The following is a 22,263-nucleotide window of genomic DNA, read 5'->3' on the forward strand; positions in this document are numbered from 1 at the left end:
ATCAGCCGTCCTGATGCTAAAACCAGAAGCGAACGCCGGCGACGAAGCTGGTGGCATGGACGTCCTCGCCCGCAAGCCTCGACAGCCGCGCCGTGTCTCCGGCTTTGCGCAGATAGGAAACGCCGATGTAAGGCGCGAACTGGCGGCTGAATTCGTAGCGCAGGCGCGCGCCGAGCTCTATGTTGACCAGCCCCGAACCGATGTCGTTCTCCGGAATATCCTGTGCGGCGAAATTGACCTCGGCGCGCGGCTGGAGGATCAGGCGCTGGGTGATGCGCTGGTCGTAATAGCCCTCGACCCGGCCCAGAACATCGCCCTTGGTCGAGAGGAACAGCGCGCCTTCGACCTCGAACATGCCAGGAGCCAGGCCCTCGACGCCGATCGTCGCGTAGGTGCGGTCGGGCCCGCGGCCGAAGTCCTGGCGGATACCGCCCTGAAGATTGAAATAGGGGTCGATGGCCCGGCTGTAGAGCACCTGCACCTCGGCGCTGTCGATGCCGCGGCCGAACTCGCCTTCGCCCTCGCTCTTGAGCCAGAGCCGGTTGATGTCGCCGCCGTAAAAGCCTTCGCCATCCCAGCGATAGCCATCGCGGCCGCTATGCGCCTGATACTCGAACAGGTTGAGCAGCACCTGCCCGAAATTGTTGCCGCCGCTATCCTTCATCATGATGTCGCGCGAGCGCGCCATCTCGCCGCCGGGAAAATCACGATCGGCGAAGTGGTCGCTTGGGGGAGGCGGCGGGGGCGCATTGCCGGCCGGAAGCGCCGTGCCGGTCATTTGCATGCCGGGCATGGCGGGCATTCCCGGCATCGTTGTCTGGCCATGCTGCGAATGGTCCATACCCGGCATCTCCGGCATCTCCGGCATCGCGGGAGACGCGGGTTGCGGCTGACCGGCCGCATCTCCCTGCGGCGCAGGACTGGCCTGGTGCTGCGAATGGTCCATCGCCGAGGTGGCGTCCGGCGCTGGTGTCTGAGCGCGCGGCCTGGCGGCGGCCTTGTCCTTCTTCTTCTCCTGCGCCGGCGCCACTTCGCCCGGCGGCGCCATGCCGGGCATGCCGTGCATCGAATGATCCTGGGCAAAGGCGGGCGCGGCGGAGAGAAGGGCGATCGCGCTCACCAGCGGCGTGAGGATGCGGGTCATTACGCGTCTCCCTTCGGACGGACGCTCACGACCCGCATCATCCCTGCATGCATGTGGTAGAGGAGATGACAGTGGAAGGCCCAGTCGCCGACCGCGTCGGCGGTGAAGTCCCAGGTCACCTTGCCGCCGGGCTGGACGATCACCGTATGCTTGCGCGGCGCATGATCGCCATGCCCCGTCACCAGCTCGAAAAAATGCCCGTGAATATGGATCGGATGCCCCATCATCGTGTCGTTGATGAGATTGACGCGCACCCGCTCGCCTTCGATGAAGGGGATCGGCTCGTGATGGTCCGACATTTTTTCGCCGTCGAACGACCACATGAACCGCTCCATGTTGCCGGTGAGGTGAATGTCGATGCTGCGGCTCGGCGCGCGCACGTCCGGATTGCGATCGAGCGCCATCAGGTCCCTGTAGACAAGCACCTTGTGGCCGACGTCGGCGAGGCCCTGGCCGGGCTCGCCGGTGCGGTCTACGGGCATCGGCGAGATGGTCTGGACGCTCGGGTCGCGCTTCACCTGCGGCGCGTTCGAGAAGTCGCGCATCTTCATCGAGCCCATCGCGTGCCCGCCATGATCCATGCCCGCCATCTGGCCATCGGCGCCCATCGCGCCGTGGTCCATGCCGGCCATCGATCCATGATCCATCCCCGAATGATCCATGCCTGCCATGGCGCTATTGTCCATGGTCGCCATCGCTGCCGCCGCGCCGGTCGCGAGGCGCGCGGACGCGTTCTTCTCGGCCGTCGGATCGACGCCCCGCATAGCGCCGCCCGACATGTCCATGCCTTCCATGCCCGGCATCGAGGACATGTCCATGCCCATGTCCTTCATGTCGGCGAGCGGCCGTTTGCGTAAGGGGGGAACCTCGCCGGCCATGCCGGCCCTCGGCGCGAGCGTGGCACGCGCCATGCCCGAGCGGTCGATCGCCTCGCCGACAAGGGTGTAGGCCTTGTCATCGCCTGGGCTGACAACGACGTCGTAGGTCTCGGCAACACCAATCTGGAACTCGTCGACGGTGACCGGCACCACATTCTGCCCGTCGGCCTGAACGATGGTCAGCGGCAGGCCGGGGATGCGGACGTTGAAGGTGGTCATCGCCGACGCATTGATGACCCGCAGCCGCACCCGTTCGCCCGGGGTGAAGAGCGCGGTCCAGTTGTCCATCGGACCATGGCCGTTGACGAGATAGGTGTAGGTGGATCCGGTCACATCGGAGATGTCGGCCGGGTCCATCCGCATCTGGCCCCAGTCGAGCCGGTCCTTGAGCGGCTGATCCTTGCCCGACAGGAGCCCGGCCAGGGTCTGGCGCTGGAAATTGAAATGGCCGGGGTTGACCTTGAGGCGCCGGAAGATCGCCTGCGGCGAGAGCGCGCTGTGATCGGCGAGCACGATGACATGCTCGCGGTCATAGGCGACCGGATCGGCACCGGCGGGATCGATGATGATCGGGCCGTAATGGCCTTCCTGCTCCTGCAGGCCCGAATGACTGTGGTACCAGTAGGTGCCGCTCTGCATCACCGGAAAATCATAGAGATAGCTGCCGCCAGGCTTGATGCCGGGGAAAGAGACGCCTGGCACACCGTCATGCTTGGCTGGCACCAGCAGCCCGTGCCAGTGGATTGAGCTGTCCTCCTCGAGCTGATTGACGACGTTGAGCCGCACGCGCTGGCCTTCGCGCAGCCGGATGAGTGGCGCAGGGACCGTGCCGTTGACGCCGATTGCCCGGAACTGGCGACCGTCGATGCTCATCGACTGCCGTGCGATCGTCAGCGTGATGTCTTCGCCCGATACGGTCGGCAGCGTCGGCCGCATCCCCGGCGAGATCGTCTGCGCCCAGGCCGGCAGCCAGGCTGACAAGGCGGCGCCGCCACCGGCGAGGGCCGCGCCGCGAAGGAGCTGGCGGCGGTCGAGAGCAGAAATCATTCGGTTGTCTCAGCTTTAAGAAAGAGGGCGGACCTATTGGAAATACGCAGCGCGGCCTCATCCCCCTCAAACTTTCTTCAACATTTCCGCGAGGCGTGCGCGGGCGCGGTAGAGGCGGGTCTCGACTGCCTTCTGGCTGATGCCGAGAATCTCGGCGGTTTCGGCTTCCGATTTCTCGTCGATCGTCCGCAGGATGAGCGTGTCTTTGAGAGAGGCGGGCAGGGCGGCGATCGCTTTCATCGCCTCTGCCAGTTGCTGCTCGGCGCCGATTGCCTGGTCGGGTAGCGGCGCCTCATCGGCGACGTCATCCGCCTCGCCCAGCGGCAGGGCCATGGAGAAGAAGTTCCGGACCGCGCGCCGGCGCCGCCAGTCATGGCATTTGTTGATGACGATCCGGGACATCCAGACCTGGAAGGGTCGCGCAGCGTCATAGCGGTTGAGTGCGGCGAAGGCGGCGACGAAGCTTGCCTGCGTGACGTCCAGCGCCTCCTCTCCGTCACCTATATGGCTGCGCACGAGCCGAAATACCCAGCCTTGGTGTCGCCGCACAAGTTCGGCGAAAGCGGCCTGCCGGCCGACGAGTGCAAGAGCGGCAAGCTCCCCGTCCGAGCAGTCGGGGAGAATTATGGTCATTCGGACTTTGCCGTCAGCGCTTTCACTACGGCGTCGTCGAACTTCTGCGTCTGATCGGGGCGAAGTACGGCACGCATTGCAAAGATGTGCTCGAGCGTTTCCTTCTGCAGCGCGCCCATGGCTTGGTGCGAGCGGTCCACTGCCGCCGCGACTTTAGGGCCATAGCCATGTTCCGCCTCAATCGCCTCTGCTAGGCGAGCATTGTCGGCGCGCAGCTCGGCTTCAAGTGCCTGACGCCGAATGGCATAATTCTTCTCGATGAACTCCAGCCGGGCGTGCTGAGCCGTATCCAGTTTGAGATCCCGATGGAGCAGCTCGTGCAGTTCGTTTTCCACGGGCGGTGCCGAGACCACATAGATCCGCCCGATCACCACCCCGGCGATCGCCGCGGTAAAGGTCAACAGTAGGAGGAGCAGGAGCCGGCGGCGGTCCCGCATCATTGCGAGCCCAGCAGCGTCGAGGGCGCGAGCGCCAACTGCGCATCGAAGGGCGATATCGGGCTCGCGTCCGCCGACCCGATTGGAACCGCGGAGCCCGCGATGCCGATGAAAAGCGCGACTGCGGCGGCTAGACCAAACGTCGTTGCGCCCAAGCGCGGCATGGCCTGGACCCTAGCGATTTCCGTCAGGACGCGGCTGTCCAGGCCGGCAAGCCTGGGGTCAATTGGGGCATCGCGCAATTTCGCGAGCATTTCGTCAAGGTGGTCCATGGTGTTTCTCCGTCTTCTCTTCACAATACGCATTCTGGCCCACGACCCCTTGGCTCGGAACAGAAAAGAAATTTGAGAGGGGTGCAGGCTGCAGCTGCGTATTCTCTCATGTCAATGACTGGAGAATTCCCGAATGCGCTTCCTTTCGCCTTTCGCAGCTGTCGCCGCCGTCAGCCTGAGCGTTTCGGCTCCGGCCTATGCACATCCCAAGCTCGTGTCTTCAACGCCCGCCGCCAACGCCAGAGTCTCGGCACCGTCGCGTATCACTCTGACGTTCAGTGAAGGCCTGATGGCCAGACTATCTGGTGCCGAGATCGTGATGACCGGTATGCCCGGCATGCCAAACCATCGCATGGCGGTGACCGGCTTCAAGACCGCGGTCGAGGGCGGTAACAAGACGTTGGCGCTGACACTGGCCAAGCCGCTTGGCGCTGGTACCTATCAGGTCACCTGGCATGTCGTCTCGATGGACACGCACCGCATCCAGGGCAATCTCGCCTTCATCGTGCGATAGGCCAATGAGTGAGGTAGCAGGCATCGCGATCCGCTGGGCGCTGTACGCCGATCTCGGCCTCTTGTTCGGCCTGCCGCTGTTCGCGCTCTATGCCCCAGGTGGCGGCCGGACGGTGCAGCGGCATCTGCCGATGGGGGCGATGGTGGCCTGTCTTGCCTGCTTCGGGCTGCTGCTATCTGCGTTGGGCTTTGCGGTGCAGGCTGCGGCCATGTCCGGACTGCCGCTCACACAGCCTGATTTCGCCCTGCTGGGTGATCTCATCAATGAGACGGCCATGGGGGCGGCGTTGAAGGCGCGCCTTGTCGCGCTCCTTGTCCTCCTATTCTGCGTCCTCTTGTATCGACGGCAATCACGTCCCGCCTTCATCGCCTCTACTCTCGCAGGCGCGCTCGCGCTCGCGACCCTCGCCTGGAGCGGACATGGCGCGGCTGGCGAAGGCTAGTCGACCTCATGGCGCAGCACGACCGCGACGAACCGGTCGCGATCCTGCGGCCGCGCGGCCGTCAGCCAATGCGCCACCGACACATCCTGAATCCAGGTCACCCAGACCGCATTGTTGACATGGCCGAGTTCGTCGATGTCGGCGTCCCGGGCGCGGAAGCGGATATGGAAGCGCCGATGCTCATCCACCTCGCCGACGAGTGGGTGTCCGTGCTCATCGCAGCCGATGCGTCGACGATCTGACACGATCCCGCTCACGAATACGCCTGCTCCTCATGCGACGAACCCAGTCCTGCCATGGCGCGGAAGAAGCCGACGAGCATCTCGTCGCGCGGCATGGCGCCTTCGACATCGCCCTGCACCGCCAGTCCCATCCAGACCGCGTAAAGACCGATACCGGTCTGCATCGGCGGCAAGGCCGGTCGAAGTGCGAAGCGTTGCGTTAGATCGGCAACGAGTTCACCGAACATCCGATAGCAGGCCGCCTTGCCCTCCCGGTGCCGCTCGGCGAAAGCCGGATCGCGCCGCGCGTGAAGCTGCAATTCGATCGAGAGGAGCGACCATTGCGCTTCACCGGCCAGCTTCGCGAGCCGGGCGGCCAGCACCTGGAGCGTTGCCTCGATATCATCGCCGGAGCAGTGCGCGACCAGGTCGCGAAGCAGTGTGACCTCATCCTGGATATGGCTCTGCAGGATCTCGACCAGCAGATCGTCCTTGCTGGCGAAGTTCGAGTAGAAGGCACCCTGCGAATGGCCGGCCGCGCTGCAGATGTTGCGGATCGACATGGCGGCGACCCCCTCCTCGATGATCGAGGTATGTGCGGCGGCGATCAGCCGGTCCCGCGTCTGGCGCTGCGTGTCCTTGCGCGTAAGCGGCATGGGTTCGTTCTCCAACCAACGGGCGAGACGTGCGAAACCTTTTCGGCGGTTCCGCGTTCTCAGTAAAAACCAGATATCAACTGATATCCGAAATCAACGGCGATTTCGACCCGAAATCGTCCGCAGTATCGAAATTAAAACGCGAAGGAGTGCCCTTGGCTGAAACCTACATTGGCTATTCCCCGGACGTGGAGGTTCTCGGCGAAGACGAGGAGCGGCTGCTCGACCTGGCCTTGAGCGGTAGCGACCTTCACGCGACCGCGGGACTGTTCCTCGTCGCGCCCGACGCGCGCGAGGCGGACGTTCGTGCGCAATTGCAGCGGCCCGCGTTCAGCCGCGTCGCCGACCTCGACATATCCTACCTCCCTTACGGCGAGCTGGAGAGGAACCGCGAGGCCATCGCGCGGTTCGGATCGGGGCTGAAGGCGATCAAGGCCGTATCCAGCAAGCTCGCCTGACACGCCCCGCGCGAGGGCTGGCGCGGGGAGCCACGTATCCTCTAGCATGTAGAGGAGAGCTGCCATGACGATGCCTTCCCCGGCCCCCTGGCTCGACGCCGTGTTGATCGGATGGTTCGTGCTGACCGCGATATCGGTCGCTTACGTCGCGTGGGATGCCTTCACCCGCAACCCCGAGTTGCGGGTGATGAAATGGGGGTGGCTGCTGGTCACGCTCTACGGCGGCCCGATCATGGCCGCGGCCTATGTCCTGTCCTGCCAGGAACCGGCGAACGAGCGGCACGAGGACTTCGTTCGGCCGCTCTGGAAGCAGGCGTTCGGGTCGGCCATTCATTGCATGGCGGGTGACGCGACCGGCGTCATCGCCGCGGCCGCGATCACCACGGCACTCGGCCTGCCGATGTGGCAGGACGTGATTGCGGAATATGTGTTCGGCTTCGCGTTCGGGCTGCTGATTTTCCAGGCGCTGTTCATGCGCGACATGGCGGGCGGTTCCTATTGGGGGGCGCTTCGCATGTCGTTCATCCCCGAATGGCTTTCGATGAATGCCGTTATGGCCGGCATGATCCCGACGATGGTGGTGTTGATGAGCCGGGACATGGCTGCGATGCACGCCAACTCGCTTCGCTTTTGGGGCGTCATGTCGCTTGCGACGCTTGTCGGCTTCGCCGTTGCCTACCCTATCAACCTTTGGCTTGTCGGCGTCCGGTTGAAGCACGGCATGGGCACGGTGCGCGTACTCGGGCATGGCGGGCACGAGGTCGCCGCGGACCGGCAATCGGCTACGCCGATGCCGGACATGAAGCACGATGCGATGGCAGGGATGAGCGGCATGGGGACGGGCCCGCGCGTGACCGGACCGCAGATCGTCGCGATGACGGCGCTGACGCTCCTAATGCTTGGCGCGGGCATCATAGTTGCAACGCTGTTCGGCCGATGGGCGATGTAGCATCGCCTCGATCGACGGAGATCGCGACAAGGGGTGATTCCGCGGCGCGCGTATCAGGGGCAGGCGGGGACTCACACGGAGGTAGAGAGATGCACCAGATCAACCCCGACATGAAGGCGTGCATGGACGCCCTGCCACGAATGCCATGTGCCCTGCCTTCACATGGCGATGAACCATTGCCTTAAATGGGTGGCCAGCACGCCGTGCGGCAATTTGTCATTGGCGGTGCCAATTGGCAGGGAGGCCGAGGCTGTCCCGGGAGACCGAAACGCGATTGAAGACGCCGTAGCCAATCGACAGGAACTGGACCGGGCGACACGTGCCATCGCCGTGTTGCCAACGACCTTGAAGGAATCGCTGGTCCTCCGGACTATCGAGGGCATCAGCCAAGTCGAAACCGCACTGATACTCGACATAAGCGAGAAGGCGGCCGAAACGCGTCTCTATCGCGCCCGCCAACGGGCAGCATCGCTGTCGTAACAGCTTGGCCCCACCCTGTTCGGCAAAAAAGAAGGCACGAGTTTGAGGGGTAAGCGATCTGCCGTCGTATCGTATGCATGGGGGATACAACGGATGCGCGCCGCGGAGACGGCTTTTCGACCAAATCTGGGCAAGACATGGAGCGCGGCGACCAGAAGTCGGGTCAGGGCGCTTTTGCGGTTATGGATGCCATGCGCTGTGTCCTGGCAGTCGTAGTCGCGTTCGCACATGCTTGGTATCTCCTCATCGAAGATTATTGCGGGCAAGCCTCGGTCGCGGCTTCGGCCGGCTATTTTTTGGCTGGTTATGCGCATGCAAGCGTCATTCTTTTCTTCGTGCTCAGCGGCTTCTGGATCGCGCGCAGTATCGACAGACGGATCGGGGATTGGCATTGGTCAAGCTACCTGATCGACCGCCTTGCGCGATTGCTGGTCGTGCTAGTGCCGGCATTGGTGATCGGTGGAGCGCTCGACGCGGTGGGCCTCTACGCCCTCGAGTCATCGACCCATCTCGGCACGACCGAGACTTACGTGCTGCGCAAGGATGTCGTCGGCGCGCTCGAGTGGCATGTGCTGCTAGGCAACATTCTCTTCTTGCAGGGCATCGTGGTTGCGCCGTTCGGCACTAACGGACCACTTTGGAGCCTCGCTTATGAATTCTGGTTTTACATCTGGTTTCCGGCCATTGTCGTCAGTTGGAGGCAACGTCGCCCGTCAATCTTCTTAATTTTTATCGGTCTGGCCTGGATTACGCCATTCATGCTGATCGGCTTTGCTTGTTGGCTTTGTGGTGCTGCGCTTCATGGTATGACCAAAACGCATCTGACGAATTTTCCCCGATCACCGATTGGCCGCACCTGGCTGATCATTGCGAGCAGCATATTACCGGCAATACTTATCGTTGTGCGGGTTGTCGGACTGGAGGGCCTTGAACTGGCACTGGCGGGCGCATTCGCACTTTTTCTATATATATTGCTACGAGCGAATCCGCCAACGCCGCGCTGGTTGCGACCGTTCGCCGGTTATGGAGCAAAAGCCAGCTTTTCACTCTATGCCATGCACTTTCCAATCATGGCATTCGCCGCAGCGTTGTTAGTGGGCTCTGAGCGCTTACCACCAACGGCGGGCAACATCGCACTTGTTGGCGCTACGCTCGCACTTGCAGTTTTTGCCTGTGGTCTGTTTGCGACTCTCACCGAACGGCACACCGCGCGGGTACGCACCTTCTTCTACGCCAAGCTGTTGACCGTCCAGAAAGCGTGCGCGGGCCGTTTGGTATCCTAGAACTGCAGCAAGGCTTGTCGAATCGGTGAGGGGTGGATGGATTACGCACGTATCATCCACTGACTGTTATGGATGCGCTAGCCTGTCCGGCGACGCGCGACACGGCGCGGCGCACTTATGCGGGCGGGCGGCATCAACACGGGAGAGTAGCGATGATGAAGAACGCATATGTGAGCTTGGCGGTGCAGACCGTCGTCAGCGGCATCATCATGTATTTCGTTATGTTCGTGATGATCGACAGTTTAGGCAGCTTCTACAACAACCTGAATATGTTCTATATGACGCTGATGATGGTCGCGCCGATGGTAGTCGCGATGATCCTCGCCATGCGCCATATGTTTCCTTCCAGGGCGGCGAACAGCGCACTAATTATCGGCTCGATCGCGGTCTTCCTCGGCAGCTACGCGCTGATCCGGACGCAGACGACGATCGGAGACCGGGCGTTCACGCGGTCGATGATTCCGCATCACTCGGGCGCGATCCTGATGTGCCAAGAGGCGTCGCTCCGTGATCCCGAGTTGAAAGCGCTATGCGGCGAAATCATCAAGGGGCAGCGCCGCGAGATCGATCAGATGAAGGCCATTCTTCCCCGGCTTTGAACCGAAGCGCGACTGATAGGACAAGCCACCCAACGATTATCGCTTCGGCGGATGAGGGGGGCGCGCTTCCGGCGCGTAGAAAATTGACACGACCCGAGGAGATCGAGCTGCGTATTGTACCCGTGCTGGCGACCCTTGCCTTGCTCGCTACCCCGGCCCTAGCCCAGCAGGCGGGGCATCAGGGCATGAACCATCAAGGCATGGATCATTCCAAGATGATGCAGCCAACCGCGGCCAACCCCTACGGCCCGGCCGAGATGGACATGCACCAGAAGATGATGGCGGCGAAGGGAGCCGATGCCGGCGAGACGTGGATTCGCAAAATGATCGAGCATCACCGCGGTGCGGTCGCGATGTCGCAGATCGCGCTTCGCAGTTCCCAGAATGCAGAGGTCCGGGGCGAGGCGCAGAAAGCCATCACAAGCCAGAACCGCGAAATCGCGACCCTGAATGCGATGCTCCGCAAAATGGGCAAGCCTGCTCAATAACCGCATGGTCCCGCTCCAATCGGACGGGACCGCCAACGATGCTTCGACCAAGATCTGTATGCGCTACCTGATCGCCGCGCTGGCGCTGGGCGTTCGTCGGACGACCTTGGCGGCGACGTGACGGTGAAGGCCGAGCGGGGGACACGCCAGTTCGCGACCGGCGACCGCATCATGTTCCTTCGCAACGAACGGGGCATGGGGGTCAAGAACGGCACGCTCGCCCGATCGAGCGGGTATCGCCCGAGGGCATGGCGGTGCGCCTCGATGACGGGCGCGGTGTCGCGTTCGACACCAAGGATTATGCCCATGTCGATCATGGCTATGCCGCCACCATCCATAAATCGCAGGGGGTGACGGTCGATCGCGCCCCTGTCCTCGCCACCCCCGGCATGGACCGGCACAGCGCCTATGTCGGCATGTCGCGGCATCGCGACGACGTGCATCTCCATTACGGCCGCGCGACTTCGCCGACCAGCGCCAGCTCGTCCGCGCCCTGTCGCGCGACCGGGGCAAGGGACATGGCGGGCGACCATGCCCGGCCCGAGCAGGACCAGGCCCGCGCGTTCGACCGGTTGCGTGCCGCGATAGAAGGTCAGGACCGTGAGCTGGCATTGCTACGCCGTGCCGTGGAGGGCTTGGCGGCCGAGCGCGCCGCGCGATCAACGTGCCCGACTACAGCAAGGCGCTTGGCGTGCTTCAGCAGGGCGTGGACACGGCGACCGGCCGCATCGACCATGTTGTCCATATTCTTTCCAAAGCCCCGGTCATGGCGATGACGCCCAAGCAGATGGCGCAGCGCATCGCGGCGTGAACGCTCGGCCTACCACGTTGGGAAGCAGGGCAGCGCCTAATGCAGAGCGCCAGCCCGACCGCGTTCCGTGGGATCGTCGCGGCCGACAGAATCGTGACGGTTAATCGCGAAGCGATTGAAAGGTGCGTAGAAGCTGCTGCGAAAGCCCGTGAGACGGTGCGATGCACCGTCAAGGTCGCGCCCGCCCCATAAAGTAACAACGCGGACTTTTGAGGCTTCAGCCGGTGTCATGACCGTTTCAGGCCGGTGCACTTATGATCGCGAGGCGGGCGCGTGCGGATCAACGCACAATCCTTTTACGCGCCCGCCCCGAAAGCCCTCAGGCAAAATAGGGCTCTCTATTGCGTCACCGCGAAGCCGGCCTTCTCTATGGCCCGCTTGAGTTGCTGTACATCGGCCGTCGAGTTTACCGAAACGGTCTTGCTCGCCAAGTCGACGTTGACGACGGCCTTGGCATCGACGCGCTGAAGCGCGCTGGTCACACCGCGCGCACAGCCTCCGCAGGTCATTCCCTGAACTTTGAAATCGATCATCTTCGTTCTTCCATGAGGTGGATGAAGCAGATGTGGGGTTTGACACTGTGTCAGGGTCAAGGGGTGTATTTAGCTGTTGACCTTGACACGATGTGAGGGACGATAAGGCCATCGACTCAGTAGTGGAGACGACCATGAGCGCCCCGGCGCAGCTGCCAATGCAGACACAGGCGAGAAGCGAAGACAGGCTGTCGCTGGCCATCGATGGCATGACCTGCGCGACGTGTGTCGGGCGGGTGGAGCGCGCCATCGCCGGGGTGCCGGGCGTCGCCGGCGTCTCGGTCAATCTCGCGACGGAGCGCGCGAACGTCGAGTTCGTCGATGGACGATCCGATGTCGCTGCCGTAGCCGATGCGGTTCTTGCGGCGGGCTACACCCCGTTGACGCAAACGACCGAGTTGACGATCACGGGCATGACCTGCGCCTCATGTGTCGGCCGGGTCGAGAAGGCGCTGCTGAAAGTGCCCGGCGTCCGCTCCGCGAGTGTCAACCTGGCAGCCGAGACGGCGCGGATCGAAACGGTGGGTGGCGTCCCCACTTATGTCTTGGTCGAGGCCGTCGAAAGCGCTGGTTACACCGCATTCGCGCGCACCGGATCGGCGGAGGCGGAACGAAGCGCCGAGGACGCCCGCCGCGACGCAGCCGCAACAAGAGAGCTCCGCCACGTGCTGATCGCCGCGGCGCTGTCGCTGCCGCTGGTCGTTCCGATGCTGCTGGCCCCGTTCGGTATCGAGGTGGCGGTGCCGGGCTGGATCCAGCTGCTGCTCGCGACGCCCGTGCAGTTCTGGCTGGGCGCGCGCTTCTATCGCGCGGGTTGGAAGGCCGCGCGCGCCCGAACCGGCAACATGGACCTGTTGGTCGCGATCGGCACATCGGCCGCCTACGGGCTCAGCCTCTACCAGCTGCTGTTCGCGCCGATGCACGGCATGGATGCGCATTATTACTTCGAGGCTTCGGCCGTCGTCATCACCCTTATCCTGCTCGGCAAATGGCTCGAAGGCCGCGCCAAGCGTCAGACCGGAGAGGCGATCCGCGCGCTGATGGCGCTGCGGCCCGACCAGGCTCGCGTTGTCGGCACCGACGGCAGCGAACGAGAGATTGCCCTGGCGGAGGTGCGCTCGGGTGACCGCGTCCGCGTCCGGCCCGGGGAGCGCATCCCCGTCGATGGACGACTGATCGAGGGAGCGACCCATGTCGATGAATCCATGCTCACCGGAGAGAGCCTTCCGGTCGCCAAGGCCGCTGGAGACCCAGTGACCGGCGGATCGATCAACGCGGACGGGCTCATCCTGGTCGAGACGACGGCGGTGGGGGCTGAGACCACCCTCGCCCGCATCGTGCGCCTGGTCGAAAGCGCGCAAGGCGCCAAGGCTCCGATCCAGCGGCTCGTCGACAAGGTCAGCGCCGTGTTCGTGCCAATCGTCCTCGTCATAGCCGCGCTTACCCTCGCCGGATGGCTGATCGCCGGCGCCGGAGTGGAAGTCGCGATCCTGAACGCGGTCGCGGTGCTCGTCATCGCCTGTCCGTGCGCGCTCGGCCTGGCCACGCCGACCGCGATCATGGCCGGCACGGGCGTTGCCGCGCGGGCCGGTGTCCTCATCAAGGACGCGGAGGCGCTGGAGACCGCGCACCGCATCAACATCGTCGCGTTCGACAAGACCGGCACGCTGACCGAGGGCAAGCCCTCGCTGCTGGCCGCACTGCCGGCCGAGGGGGCCGAACGCGCCGAGCTGATCGCGCTCGCCGCGGCGCTTCAGGCTGGAAGCGAGCATCCGCTCGCCCGGGCCGTCTTGGCGTGGGCCAGCTCGGAAGGCGTCGAACCCGCCCGCGCCAACGGGATGCGCGGCCTGCCCGGCCGCGGGGTTGCTGCAGACGTCAACGGCCGCAACCTGATCCTCGGCAGCACGCGCTTGATGGACGACGAAGCTATCGTGATGACACCGCTGGCGAGTGAGGCGGCCAGGCTGGAAGCCGAGGGACGGACGGTCTCCTGGGTCGCGGAACGCGCGCCCGAACGCCGCCTTCTCGGCCTTCTGGCGTTCGGCGACGAGGTCAAGGCTTCCGCCGCTGCTGCCGTGGCGGCGCTGCATGGCCGTGGCATACGCAGCGTGATGCTGACCGGAGACAATGCGGGAAGCGCCCGCGCAGCGGCGGCCAAGCTCGGCATCGACGATTTCGTTGCCAATGTCCTGCCGGAAGGAAAGTCGGATGCGGTAGCAGCATTGCGGGGCGGGGACCGCACGGTCGCGATGGTCGGGGACGGCGTCAACGACGCCCCTGCCCTCGCTGCAGCAGATGTCGGCATCGCCATGTCAACCGGAACAGACGTTGCGATGCACGCAGCGGGCATCACGCTGATGCGGGGCGATCCGCGCCTGGTCGCGGACGCGATCGACATCTCCAAACGGACATATTCCAAGATCCGCCAGGGGCTGTTCTGGGCGTTCATCTACAACCTGGTCGGCATCCCGCTGGCAGCGTTCGGGTATCTAAGCCCGGTGATCGCCGGCGCGGCGATGGCGCTGTCGAGTGTCAGCGTCGTCGCCAATGCTCTGACGCTTCGCCGTTGGCGTCCGACAGCGGCTTGAGGAGGCGATACGTGAATATAGGACAGGCGGCCAAAGCTTCGGGCGTCAGCCAGCGGATGATCCGCCATTATGAGGCGATCGGCCTCATTCCGAAGGCCACGCGGCGTGATTCCGGCTACCGCGACTATGACGAACGCGAAGTCCACATGTTGCGCTTCATCGGCCGCGCACGCGATCTGGGCTTTCCAATTTCGGAGATCGGCCAGCTCGTCGCGCTGTGGCAGGACGGCGATCGGGCGAGTGGTGAGGTCAAGGCCCTCGCGCTTGCACGAGCCGCGGAGATGGAGCGCAAGGAGCACGAGCTCCGAGCGATGCGCAAGTCGCTCGAAGATCTGGCGCGTCGCTGCGCGGGCGGAGATCGACCGGATTGCCCGATCTTGCGATCGGAGTGGAACATGTGAGTCTGCGTTGCGCTAAAGAAAAGGGTTGACCTTGGACGATGGTCCGAGCCGTAAGGACGGTGAAGTCCAAACCGCGGCGAGGGATAGCGCCAAGTACCGCGTATATACAAGGGGAGGGGGGCGCATATGGAAGGAAAGACAATGCATCAGATCGATCCCGAGATGAAGGCGTGCATCGACGCCTGCCATGAATGCCACATCACCTGCCTTCACATGGCGATGAATCACTGCCTGGAGGCGGGCGGGCGACACGCCGAGCCTCAGCACATGAAGCTGATGCTGGACTGTGCTCAGATTTGCAGTGTCGCGATCGACTTCATGGCGCGCAAGTCCGAGCACCACCGGCATATCTGCCGCGAGTGCGCCGAGATTTGCCGGGCGTGCGCGTCGAGCTGCGAAGGGCTGGACGGCATGGAGGATTGCGTCGCCGCGTGTCGCAAGTGCGCCGACGCTTGCGACAAGATGGCCGCGTAAATGGCCCGAGGGCGGCGCTTTCCCCGCCGCCCTCCCGTTACATTGCGAGCCAAGGCGCGTGAGACGGTGCTATGCACGGTCAGGGTTGGCAGCAACGCTTTAGAGAGGGGCGTCACCTGCCCTGCCGCTAGGCTAGCGGCCCGCCCGTCCGCGGCTTGGCGCGGCGGTTCCAGGCGAACCCGATCATGATCGCGGCAAGCATCAGGAGTTGTGCCAGCACCGACTGAAATGTCGGGAACAGGCCCAACATCGAGATACGTGGCACGCTGGCGAGCGGCGCTATGTCGATGATCCCCGCCTCTTGGAGAGCAGCGACTCCCTTACCGGCCAGCACGACCGTCAGAGCGGCCATCAGCCATGAGCTGTAGCGGAAGAACTGCGTAATCGGCAGCGTCCGGCTGTAGCGGAGCATTGCCCAGGCGATGACGGCGAGAAGGCTGATCGCTGCGCCGGCCCCGGCCAGCAGCATCGCGGTGTTCCCCTGTGTCGAGAGCGCGGCGTAGAAAAGGATCGTCTCGAATACCTCCCGATAGACAACCAGGAATGCGAGCCCGAACAGGAACCATCCCGACCCGCCCGATAGCGCCCGTGACATTTTCTCGCGGATATAGCGTTGCCATTGATCAGCTTGTGCCTTGCCGTGCATCCAGATTCCGACCGAGAGCAGGACCACGGCCGCGAACAGCGAGCCGAACCCTTCCGTCAGTTCCCGGCTCGCGCCGCTTATACCGATCGCATAGGTGGCAACCGCCCAGGTAATCCCGCCGGCGACGAGCGCGCCGACCCAGCCACCATGCACATAGCGCATGGCTTCCGGCCGCTCCGCTTTGCGGAGGAACGCAATCATGGCCACCACGATCAAGAGAGCTTCCAGCCCTTCGCGCAGCAGGATCGTGAAGGCTCCCAAGAAGGTGGACGCCTGCGTCGCGGCGTCGGGCGCGAGCGCGGCCTCGGCATCATCGAACAGGCCGCCCAGCACTGCCACTCGTTCGGTCACGTCATCGGCTGACGTGCTGCTCTCCACAGCGGCGCGATATTCTCCCATCGCGCCTTCGATCCGGGACATGAGGTTCGGGTCGCGCGCCGAGAGCGTCGGTTCGATCGGCTCGAACCCGTCGAGGTAGGCGGACAGCGCCAGTTCCTTTGCAGCGCGCCGGTCGCCGCGCTGGAACGCGGCGAGGCTTTGCGCAAGCTTGGCGCGCGCCACGGCGAGCGGGCTTGGGGCTTGTTGCATCACCTGATCGGGGTGGCGACGCAGATAGGCGAGCACCGCGTCGGCTTTCACCTGCCCGATGCTGCCCGCAAGCGCGGCGGGGGTGAGCGCGACCAGGGTTTTCAGGTCGGGAATTCGTGCCCGCAAGCTCGCGTCCGACTTCCACAGCCGCTCACCCTCGACCGCTTGTGCGTCGGTGGAGGCGAAGCTGCCGGAGCGGAACGCGAGCGCCCAGCGCTGATCGCTAGACAGATCGACGAAGCTCTGCATCGCGGTTCCGTCGATGCCTTGGCTTATCACCTGATAGAGCGCGAACACGCTGCGCTGGCGCGCTCGCTCGGCATCAGTAAAGGCGATCGGTGGCGGGTCGAGCTTGGCGGCGTCGGGACCGTGCCCGTTGCCTGTCATGCCGTGGCAGGACGCGCAGGATTGTCGAAAAACCGCTCCTGCTGTGGAGATGTCCGGTGTCTTGTCCGGGGCGAGCGGAACCGGATAGGCCTTGAGCAGATCGGCGGCGAGCCCGTAGGCGAGCGCCGCGACCTGTTGGGCCGAGCCCTTGCGGGCAATCACGCCTTGGAGCTGCGAAGCCCGTTGGATCAGGGATTGCCGCTCAGGTGTCGCAGGGAGCGCGCGCAGGCGGGTGGACACGCCTGCGGCGAACTCCGTCATCTCCGCGTATTCGGACGCACTTGTGACCGCGCCGTTGGCGACCGCACCGCCATAATCGACCGCCATATAATCGAGCAGACGCCAAGCGGTTTGCACGTCGCCGGGATCGGCCGTCGCCGCAGCGGGAATCAACAGCAGCATAAGCGACGCGACCAGCGCGAGTGCAGGCTTAATCAGCGCGACCCGAAGTGACGGCATATGGGTGATCGTCTCCAAGCTTTACTCGTCGCGCACTATGCGAACAGCTCTCATTAGCAGTATTGGGCGGAGGGCGCGATCACCAAGGCAGCCGATGATGAACATCGCCGCGTCAACGGGCGATCGTCGCCGGCGACAGATCGTGACCGTGAACCAGTCCCGATTGAACGACGCAAGAAAGCGGCGACGAAGGCACGCGAGACGGTGCGATGCGCGATCAAGGTCCGCAATGGAGCCAGCAGTGATCGAGGATACTTTCAGATCACGTACTTGTCCCAGCCTGCATAATGCTCGGCGCTGCGCTTCCCCCTTGGAAAGCTGAGGCCGACGAGCGCAATGCCCGCTACGACCGAGGCCACGGCACCAAGGTGACCAACGCCGTCCAGGAGGAAAGGCGCGGCCACGAGCCAGGCTCCGAACGCGACATTGATCAGCCGCAGCACGCGGGCAACCTCCGCTGTGGCGATGATCGCGACCGTGATGACCAGCGCACCCACAACGTGATCGCTGTTCGCCATCCCGCCTTCCGTGCCGAACAATACCCGGGTGAGCATCAGCAGGACGCCGATGACGATGCTCGCAGTCAGCGTCCATGGCAGGGTCAGACCCTTCTTCGCGTCCGCCCAGAAGGTGCTTGGCGAGGCCATCGCGTCCGAGGTGTCCTCTCCGCCGGCCGCGATCGCGTCGCCTTGGAAGAAGGTGCGGATCAGCGGTTTGCCTTGCCGGCGCGCCCAGAGAAGGAACTGACCCATCGCAATCACCTCGTCGAGCGCGAACGGGATCATGATCAGCATGGCGAGCGCGGCGATCAGCGCCAGCGTGCTCCACGTGCCGATGACGATCGGCTGGCTGATGATGAAGTAGATGCTGACGACGCCGAGCGGGATGACCAGAATGCCGAAGAAGGTCACCATCCACGGCATGGTGCGCCAGCGATCGCGGGTTCCCATCACTGCCATCAGGATCTCGAGCACGTAGCTGATGGTGCCGAGACCGCCGTCGGCGATCGGCCACGCCTTCGACATGTCGGAAGTGATGATTTCCTCAGTGCCGTTGCGCGGGTCGGTCAGCGATCCGACGAAGAACGGCTCCCAGGCTGTATCGATGTGCCCGAGCTGGTAAGCGGTCAGGATGCGCGAGGTGAGAAGGCCGATCAGGCCCATGGCGACGATCGGCAGCCGCTGCGCGTCAGTGGACGGCGAATAGGTCCAGCCAGGCGGGATGTTCTTGGGGTCCATCATGCCCGCCATGCTCATGCCCGGCATCATCGGCACGAGCACCGACAGGGCAATCACGGCCGAGCCGATGAGCAGGTTGTTGTTGTACTGAGCAGCGCTCGGGCTCCAGAAGATTAGCGGGGCGAAGAACAGCCAAATGCCGACGAACGCCACCGCCCATTGCGCCCAGGTCTTGGTCCTGGCCGACAGCGACAGCGCACCGAACAGCGCGATGGCGAGGCCGCTGACGACATCGCTAATGGCCAGCGCGTTCGCCCGCCACTCAATCGACGGCAACCCGCGATCAATCGTTACGAAGCGCGCGGCCTCGCCGACGCTCTGCGTGGTCACGGAGTCGTATATGAGCGGGCTGGAGGCGAGCCACAGCCCAAGACCGATGTTCGCGTAAAGAGCCCAGCGCGCACGGCGCTCGTCCCGGTCCATTATGGCCATGTGATCGCCGTGTGCACCGTGGCCGGACATCGCCATGTCCGCCGCGCCAGGGCCGTGCCCCATGGCTGCATGGTCCATGCTACTATGGTCCACAGCCCCGTGATCCATGCCGGCCATCCCGGCGCCTGCCGCCGTAGGTTGATGGCTCGGCGCTACAGGTTCGGCCTCTGGCTTATCGTGCCAGGCAACCAGGTTCTCGTTGAGCTTGTTGTTCCGATACCAGGCCCGCGGATGGCGCTTCAACGCCGCAACGATCGCGGGCAGCGTGTCGCGGAGACTATGTTTCGGCTCCCATCCGAGCAGCGAACGCGCGCGGGAGATATCGAGGATATAGTGGTCGTTGCTGCTGTCGATCATCCAGGGCTGGATGAAGTCGTCGCTGCCGAGCGCTTCGTTCTGTAGGATGATCCCGGCTTTCGCGAGCGGCTGCGGAATCCGGATCGTCTTCCAGCCCTCGCCGTGGAGCGCCTCGCCGACGATGTCCTGGATCTCGGCATAGCCGGGCGCGTCGGGCTCGCCGATGAGCAGTGGCAGCTCCGCCGGAAGTTCGTGCCGCCGATCGACCAGGCGAAGCACGGCATCGGCCAAATCGTCGCGGTGCACCGATGACTGTGCCGCACACAGCATGCCGGGATAAAAGTGCGAGATCAGACGGTGCTCGTAAATCTGCGATATCTGCTGCGCAAGAAACGCCGAGCGTCCGTCGTCGTCGTAAACTCCGGCGGCGCGCATATAGACGACCGGGATGTTCCCGTGATGCTCATGCAGCAACGCCTCGCCATCGACTTTGGACTGTGGGTACGCCCAGGACGCACCGATCGGGGAGTCCTCGTTGATGCGCTCGTCGGGTGTGGAAGTCGGCTTATGAACCAGCATCGTGCTGGCGAAGACGAATTGCTCGACCTCGAACGATTGCAGCCCGTCAATCAGCCGGCGGGTGCCCTGCACGGTGACCTTGTCATAGAGCGGATTGGGATCGCCCGTAATATCGTAATAGGCGGCTAGGTGGATCACAGAGGCGATGCGGTTGCCGTACCGCGCGCGCACCTCTTCGAGCGCGGCGCCCACCGCCTCGTCAGAGCCGAGATCGAAGTCGATTGCCGCCGCGGGCGGCGGCGGGTCTGGAGGACCGGCACGATCAAGGCCGACAACCGTGTAGCGTTCGCCGAGCCGGGCAATTAGCGCGGCGGCGATGAAACCGCTCGCACCCGTGATCAGAACGACGCCGCCGCCACCCTGGCCGCTGCCGGCTTCACTGCTTTTGCCATCGATCATGACTTGCTACCCTCGTTCGTTTGTCTCTGAAAACGTTAACAGGCCAGCTTTTCAGCCTTAACCCGCGGCGTGTGCGGGCATCCGGTCATAGAACTCGACCTGCATTCGCATCGGTCCGAACGGTTCGACAAAATGTGGTTGGTCCGGGAGCACCAAGCCAGGACAATCGGGATCGAGTATGGTTTCCGAGGCCGGGTCGAGAACATGATAGCGCAATCGCCCGGCGCGCACTCGAATGGCGCCCACACCCCAGGCTTAGTGCGATGCTCTTTTCGCAGCCCGGCCGGAAGCGTGTTCTCGTCGAACACAGGGGTGCATTTATAGGGCAGCGGTCGCTCTGGAGGCGGAGAGCTCATGACAATGAATCCATCACTTCGTAGCCGCGTAGGTCAGATATTCGTCTGATCGGCGGGAACGTCGCGCGGCAGCGTCGCGGCGTCCTCTGCGTCCGTCTCGACCGGTAGGTTCGCGCCGAGTGCGTGGCATGTCATCGAGATCGAACCCATCGAAAAGCCGCGCACGATCGGTTCCGGCCGGGCGTCCTCAGCGGCCGCCAGGCCTGCCAGGTAGAGGAGCGGAACGAAGTGGTCGGGCGTAGGCACGGCGCGCGCGTAGTCGGGATGCTCCCGCACCCTCAGAATGTCGCTTGGCGCGTCGGCGAGCTGCGCTACCACGGCGTCGTCGAACCGCTCTGCCCAATCGAATGCTGTGTTAGGCTGGTCCCACTGGATTTCTCGTAGGTTATGGACGACGTTGCCGCTGGCGAGGATCGCCACGCCGCTGTCGCGCAACGCGGCGAGCCGCGCGGCGATGTCCACATGGTATTCGAGCGGGCGCAGCGCATTGATCGAAAGTTGCACCACGGGCACGTCGGCTTGCGGGTAGAGGTGCGCGAGCACGGACCAGGTGCCGTGATCGAGCCCCCACTGATCGCGGTCGAGACCAACCCATTCCGGTTTCACCACTTCCGCAATCTCCTGCGCCACGTCCGGCGCGCCGGGTGCCGGATAGTCGAAGTCGAACAGCGCCTGCGGGAAGCCGTAGAAATCGTGGATCGTTCGAGGTCTCGGCATGGCCGTCACCGCGGTCGCACCGAAATACCAATGGGCCGAGACGACCAGCAGTGCACGGGGACGGGGCAGTGTTCGCCCGAGCGACTTCCAGGCGTCGGTGAAGCCGTTCCGCTCCAGCGTGTTCATCGGGCTACCGTGGCCGATGAACAGTGCAGGCATCCGCCCGGCGACCATCATGCCCCTTCCCCGCGACGCTGGAGGGAAGCGTCCAGGCTCCAAGGTCCTGGCCCCGCGAACACGAGATAGAGGAACGCGAAGCAGTAGAGGATCGCTGCATCGCCCCCGTTGTTGACCGGGAATGCGTTCTGCGGCGCGTGCGCGATCCAGTAGGCGACGGCCATCGTGCCGGAAGCCAGGAAAGCGGCTGGACGGGTGAACAGGCCCAGCGCGATCAGAAGCCCGGCCGCCAGCTCGACCAAGCCCGCGTATGCCCCAGGGTTGTCGAATGCAAAGCCACTACCTGCCGCTTGGCCAAGCGGGAAGGACAGGAACTTCTGCGTCCCGTGCTCAAGGAAGACGAGACCGGCAACGATCCGAAGGGCACTCAGCATTCGCGGTGCCCAGAAATGCAATCTTTCGTTCATGGCCATCGCCGCTCCTTGTTCCCTCAGTCAACGCGGCTTGTTCATTCAAAATCCAACATTTGGATGAAGGATCATCAAGAGCTTGCCTCGCGACAGGCATGCTTTTTGTCCCGCGCACTCAACGTAATGACCATCCCGGACCAATCCTCTCGTACACTCAGCTTTGCAGCGCGAGGCGACAGTCCCGCAAGCACCTGTGGGCGACTTAGGGCGTCGGACACGTAAGCTCAGTCCAAGCGGGGGGTATCTTGGGAGGCGAGGGTTAAGCCGCGC

At 63.9% G+C, this 22,263-nt stretch carries 23 protein-coding genes and 3 pseudogenes; 13 read left to right on the forward strand and 13 right to left on the reverse strand.

Annotation, left to right across the window (positions count from 1 at the left end; all coding sequences use genetic code 11):
- Positions 1-16: 16 nt before the first annotated feature.
- From S2M10_RS08795 to S2M10_RS08815, 5 genes are all read right to left on the reverse strand, one after another.
- Positions 17-1,144 (reverse strand): copper resistance protein B, encoded by a 1,128-nt coding sequence (locus tag S2M10_RS08795; RefSeq protein ID WP_007406369.1) that lies wholly within the window; start codon positions 1,142-1,144, stop codon positions 17-19.
- Positions 1,144-3,069 (reverse strand): copper resistance system multicopper oxidase, encoded by a 1,926-nt coding sequence (locus S2M10_RS08800; protein WP_007406393.1) that lies wholly within the window; start codon positions 3,067-3,069, stop codon positions 1,144-1,146. Before S2M10_RS08800 ends, S2M10_RS08795 begins: the two co-directional genes overlap by 1 nt.
- A 66-nt stretch (positions 3,070-3,135) precedes the next feature.
- Positions 3,136-3,702, reverse strand: a complete 567-nt coding sequence (locus S2M10_RS08805; RefSeq protein ID WP_037486755.1) for an RNA polymerase sigma factor — start codon at positions 3,700-3,702, stop codon at positions 3,136-3,138.
- A complete protein-coding gene (locus tag S2M10_RS08810) occupies positions 3,699-4,139 on the reverse strand; it encodes a periplasmic heavy metal sensor (protein ID WP_037486783.1) in 441 nt (146 codons plus the stop codon). The genes S2M10_RS08805 and S2M10_RS08810 overlap by 4 nt, the downstream gene beginning before the upstream one ends.
- The gene (locus S2M10_RS08815; RefSeq protein ID WP_007406377.1) at positions 4,139-4,411 is read right to left on the reverse strand and encodes a hypothetical protein; all 273 of its coding nucleotides are present in this window, start codon (positions 4,409-4,411) and stop codon (positions 4,139-4,141) included. The genes S2M10_RS08810 and S2M10_RS08815 overlap by 1 nt, the downstream gene beginning before the upstream one ends.
- 133 nt (positions 4,412-4,544) lie before the next feature.
- Between S2M10_RS08815 and copC the strand changes: the two genes are divergently transcribed.
- Together copC and S2M10_RS08825 are read left to right on the forward strand one after the other, a co-directional pair.
- Entirely contained in the window at positions 4,545-4,925 is a 381-nt protein-coding gene (copC, locus tag S2M10_RS08820) for a copper homeostasis periplasmic binding protein CopC (RefSeq protein WP_037486754.1), read from the forward strand.
- Positions 4,926-4,929: 4 nt separating this feature from the next.
- Positions 4,930-5,367, forward strand: coding sequence for a hypothetical protein (locus S2M10_RS08825; RefSeq protein ID WP_247650716.1), 438 nt, complete (start codon positions 4,930-4,932; stop codon positions 5,365-5,367).
- On the opposite strand, the gene S2M10_RS23100 is transcribed toward S2M10_RS08825, so the two are convergent.
- Both S2M10_RS23100 and S2M10_RS08835 read right to left on the reverse strand, forming a co-directional pair.
- Positions 5,364-5,624 carry a hypothetical protein gene (locus tag S2M10_RS23100; RefSeq protein ID WP_348770556.1) on the reverse strand — a complete coding sequence of 87 codons (261 nt, stop codon included), beginning with the start codon at positions 5,622-5,624 and terminating at the stop codon, positions 5,364-5,366. The genes S2M10_RS08825 and S2M10_RS23100 overlap by 4 nt on opposite strands.
- Positions 5,621-6,244: a TetR/AcrR family transcriptional regulator gene (locus tag S2M10_RS08835; protein ID WP_037486739.1), complete on the reverse strand. Its 624-nt coding sequence runs from the start codon at positions 6,242-6,244 to the stop codon at positions 5,621-5,623. The genes S2M10_RS23100 and S2M10_RS08835 overlap by 4 nt, the downstream gene beginning before the upstream one ends.
- A gap of 215 nt (positions 6,245-6,459) precedes the next feature.
- Here S2M10_RS08835 and S2M10_RS08840 point away from each other — a divergent pair.
- The 8 genes and pseudogenes from S2M10_RS08840 to S2M10_RS22640 form a co-directional block, all read left to right on the forward strand.
- Positions 6,460-6,702: pseudogene (locus S2M10_RS08840) on the forward strand (type II restriction endonuclease); the annotation flags it as partial.
- Positions 6,703-6,766: 64 nt separating this feature from the next.
- Entirely contained in the window at positions 6,767-7,651 is an 885-nt protein-coding gene (locus S2M10_RS08845; protein ID WP_046407119.1) for a DUF4396 domain-containing protein, read from the forward strand.
- A 162-nt stretch (positions 7,652-7,813) separates the two neighbouring features.
- Positions 7,814-8,131, forward strand: a complete 318-nt coding sequence (locus tag S2M10_RS08850) for a sigma factor-like helix-turn-helix DNA-binding protein (RefSeq protein ID WP_017183481.1) — start codon at positions 7,814-7,816, stop codon at positions 8,129-8,131.
- Between the two features lie 77 nt (positions 8,132-8,208).
- A complete protein-coding gene (locus S2M10_RS08855; protein WP_168845734.1) occupies positions 8,209-9,414 on the forward strand; it encodes an acyltransferase in 1,206 nt (401 codons plus the stop codon).
- Positions 9,415-9,566: 152 nt separating this feature from the next.
- Positions 9,567-10,013 carry a DUF305 domain-containing protein gene (locus S2M10_RS08860; RefSeq protein WP_081796470.1) on the forward strand — a complete coding sequence of 149 codons (447 nt, stop codon included), beginning with the start codon at positions 9,567-9,569 and terminating at the stop codon, positions 10,011-10,013.
- 122 nt (positions 10,014-10,135) lie between these two features.
- Entirely contained in the window at positions 10,136-10,501 is a 366-nt protein-coding gene (locus S2M10_RS08865; RefSeq protein WP_037487153.1) for a DUF305 domain-containing protein, read from the forward strand.
- 90 nt (positions 10,502-10,591) lie between these two features.
- Positions 10,592-11,067, forward strand: a pseudogene (locus S2M10_RS22635) (Ti-type conjugative transfer relaxase TraA); the annotation flags it as partial.
- Between the two features lie 284 nt (positions 11,068-11,351).
- On the forward strand, positions 11,352-11,504 hold the full coding sequence (locus tag S2M10_RS22640; RefSeq protein WP_007407005.1) for a DUF6118 family protein: 153 nt from the start codon (positions 11,352-11,354) through the stop codon (positions 11,502-11,504).
- Between the two features lie 146 nt (positions 11,505-11,650).
- Here S2M10_RS22640 and S2M10_RS08880 read toward each other — a convergent pair whose 3' ends face one another.
- The gene (locus S2M10_RS08880; protein WP_007407007.1) at positions 11,651-11,845 is read right to left on the reverse strand and encodes a heavy-metal-associated domain-containing protein; all 195 of its coding nucleotides are present in this window, start codon (positions 11,843-11,845) and stop codon (positions 11,651-11,653) included.
- Positions 11,846-11,979: 134 nt separating this feature from the next.
- Between S2M10_RS08880 and S2M10_RS08885 the strand changes: the two genes are divergently transcribed.
- The 3 genes from S2M10_RS08885 (at position 11,980) to S2M10_RS08895 (ending at position 15,308) form a co-directional block, all read left to right on the forward strand.
- Positions 11,980-14,433 (forward strand): heavy metal translocating P-type ATPase, encoded by a 2,454-nt coding sequence (locus S2M10_RS08885; protein ID WP_269430554.1) that lies wholly within the window; start codon positions 11,980-11,982, stop codon positions 14,431-14,433.
- Positions 14,434-14,444: 11 nt separating this feature from the next.
- Complete coding sequence (gene cueR / locus S2M10_RS08890; protein WP_066520824.1) at positions 14,445-14,834, forward strand: Cu(I)-responsive transcriptional regulator; 390 nt, start codon at positions 14,445-14,447, stop codon at positions 14,832-14,834.
- Positions 14,835-14,975: 141 nt separating this feature from the next.
- Complete coding sequence (locus S2M10_RS08895; protein WP_066520822.1) at positions 14,976-15,308, forward strand: four-helix bundle copper-binding protein; 333 nt, start codon at positions 14,976-14,978, stop codon at positions 15,306-15,308.
- Positions 15,309-15,435: 127 nt separating this feature from the next.
- Here the strand turns inward: S2M10_RS08895 and S2M10_RS08900 are convergent, their stop codons facing one another.
- The 5 genes and pseudogenes from S2M10_RS08900 to S2M10_RS08920 all read right to left on the reverse strand — a co-directional run bounded on the left by S2M10_RS08900 (position 15,436) and on the right by S2M10_RS08920 (position 21,996).
- On the reverse strand, positions 15,436-17,388 hold the full coding sequence (locus S2M10_RS08900; RefSeq protein WP_046407128.1) for a cytochrome c/FTR1 family iron permease: 1,953 nt from the start codon (positions 17,386-17,388) through the stop codon (positions 15,436-15,438).
- A gap of 257 nt (positions 17,389-17,645) precedes the next feature.
- Positions 17,646-20,333 carry a vitamin K epoxide reductase family protein gene (locus S2M10_RS08905; RefSeq protein WP_066520820.1) on the reverse strand — a complete coding sequence of 896 codons (2,688 nt, stop codon included), beginning with the start codon at positions 20,331-20,333 and terminating at the stop codon, positions 17,646-17,648.
- Positions 20,334-20,390: 57 nt separating this feature from the next.
- Positions 20,391-20,689, reverse strand: a pseudogene (locus S2M10_RS08910) (DUF1971 domain-containing protein).
- 33 nt (positions 20,690-20,722) lie between these two features.
- Complete coding sequence (gene ygiD / locus S2M10_RS08915) at positions 20,723-21,583, reverse strand: 4,5-DOPA dioxygenase extradiol (protein ID WP_046407130.1); 861 nt, start codon at positions 21,581-21,583, stop codon at positions 20,723-20,725.
- Positions 21,580-21,996, reverse strand: coding sequence for a DoxX family protein (locus tag S2M10_RS08920; protein WP_348770557.1), 417 nt, complete (start codon positions 21,994-21,996; stop codon positions 21,580-21,582). Before S2M10_RS08920 ends, ygiD begins: the two co-directional genes overlap by 4 nt.
- Between the last annotated feature and the right edge of the window lie 267 nt (positions 21,997-22,263).

The sequence above is a fragment of the Sphingomonas sp. S2M10 genome (genome assembly GCF_012650175.1).
Taxonomy (GTDB): Bacteria; Pseudomonadota; Alphaproteobacteria; order Sphingomonadales; family Sphingomonadaceae; genus Sphingomonas.

Coding starts and splice junctions, on each gene's coding strand:
- S2M10_RS08795 (WP_007406369.1), bottom strand. CDS start 1,144: ATGACCCGCATCCTCACGCCGCTGGTGAGCGCGATCGCCCTTCTCTCC.
- S2M10_RS08800 (WP_007406393.1), bottom strand. CDS start 3,069: ATGATTTCTGCTCTCGACCGCCGCCAGCTCCTTCGCGGCGCGGCCCTC.
- S2M10_RS08805 (WP_037486755.1), bottom strand. CDS start 3,702: ATGACCATAATTCTCCCCGACTGCTCGGACGGGGAGCTTGCCGCTCTT.
- S2M10_RS08810 (WP_037486783.1), bottom strand. CDS start 4,139: ATGCGGGACCGCCGCCGGCTCCTGCTCCTCCTACTGTTGACCTTTACC.
- S2M10_RS08815 (WP_007406377.1), bottom strand. CDS start 4,411: ATGGACCACCTTGACGAAATGCTCGCGAAATTGCGCGATGCCCCAATT.
- copC (WP_037486754.1), top strand. CDS start 4,545: ATGCGCTTCCTTTCGCCTTTCGCAGCTGTCGCCGCCGTCAGCCTGAGC.
- S2M10_RS08825 (WP_247650716.1), top strand. CDS start 4,930: ATGAGTGAGGTAGCAGGCATCGCGATCCGCTGGGCGCTGTACGCCGAT.
- S2M10_RS08835 (WP_037486739.1), bottom strand. CDS start 6,244: ATGCCGCTTACGCGCAAGGACACGCAGCGCCAGACGCGGGACCGGCTG.
- S2M10_RS08845 (WP_046407119.1), top strand. CDS start 6,767: ATGACGATGCCTTCCCCGGCCCCCTGGCTCGACGCCGTGTTGATCGGA.
- S2M10_RS08850 (WP_017183481.1), top strand. CDS start 7,814: ATGGCGATGAACCATTGCCTTAAATGGGTGGCCAGCACGCCGTGCGGC.
- S2M10_RS08855 (WP_168845734.1), top strand. CDS start 8,209: ATGGGGGATACAACGGATGCGCGCCGCGGAGACGGCTTTTCGACCAAA.
- S2M10_RS08860 (WP_081796470.1), top strand. CDS start 9,567: ATGATGAAGAACGCATATGTGAGCTTGGCGGTGCAGACCGTCGTCAGC.
- S2M10_RS22640 (WP_007407005.1), top strand. CDS start 11,352: ATGCAGAGCGCCAGCCCGACCGCGTTCCGTGGGATCGTCGCGGCCGAC.
- S2M10_RS08880 (WP_007407007.1), bottom strand. CDS start 11,845: ATGATCGATTTCAAAGTTCAGGGAATGACCTGCGGAGGCTGTGCGCGC.
- S2M10_RS08885 (WP_269430554.1), top strand. CDS start 11,980: ATGAGCGCCCCGGCGCAGCTGCCAATGCAGACACAGGCGAGAAGCGAA.
- S2M10_RS08895 (WP_066520822.1), top strand. CDS start 14,976: ATGCATCAGATCGATCCCGAGATGAAGGCGTGCATCGACGCCTGCCAT.
- S2M10_RS08900 (WP_046407128.1), bottom strand. CDS start 17,388: ATGCCGTCACTTCGGGTCGCGCTGATTAAGCCTGCACTCGCGCTGGTC.
- S2M10_RS08905 (WP_066520820.1), bottom strand. CDS start 20,333: ATGATCGATGGCAAAAGCAGTGAAGCCGGCAGCGGCCAGGGTGGCGGC.
- ygiD (WP_046407130.1), bottom strand. CDS start 21,583: ATGATGGTCGCCGGGCGGATGCCTGCACTGTTCATCGGCCACGGTAGC.
- S2M10_RS08920 (WP_348770557.1), bottom strand. CDS start 21,996: ATGGCCATGAACGAAAGATTGCATTTCTGGGCACCGCGAATGCTGAGT.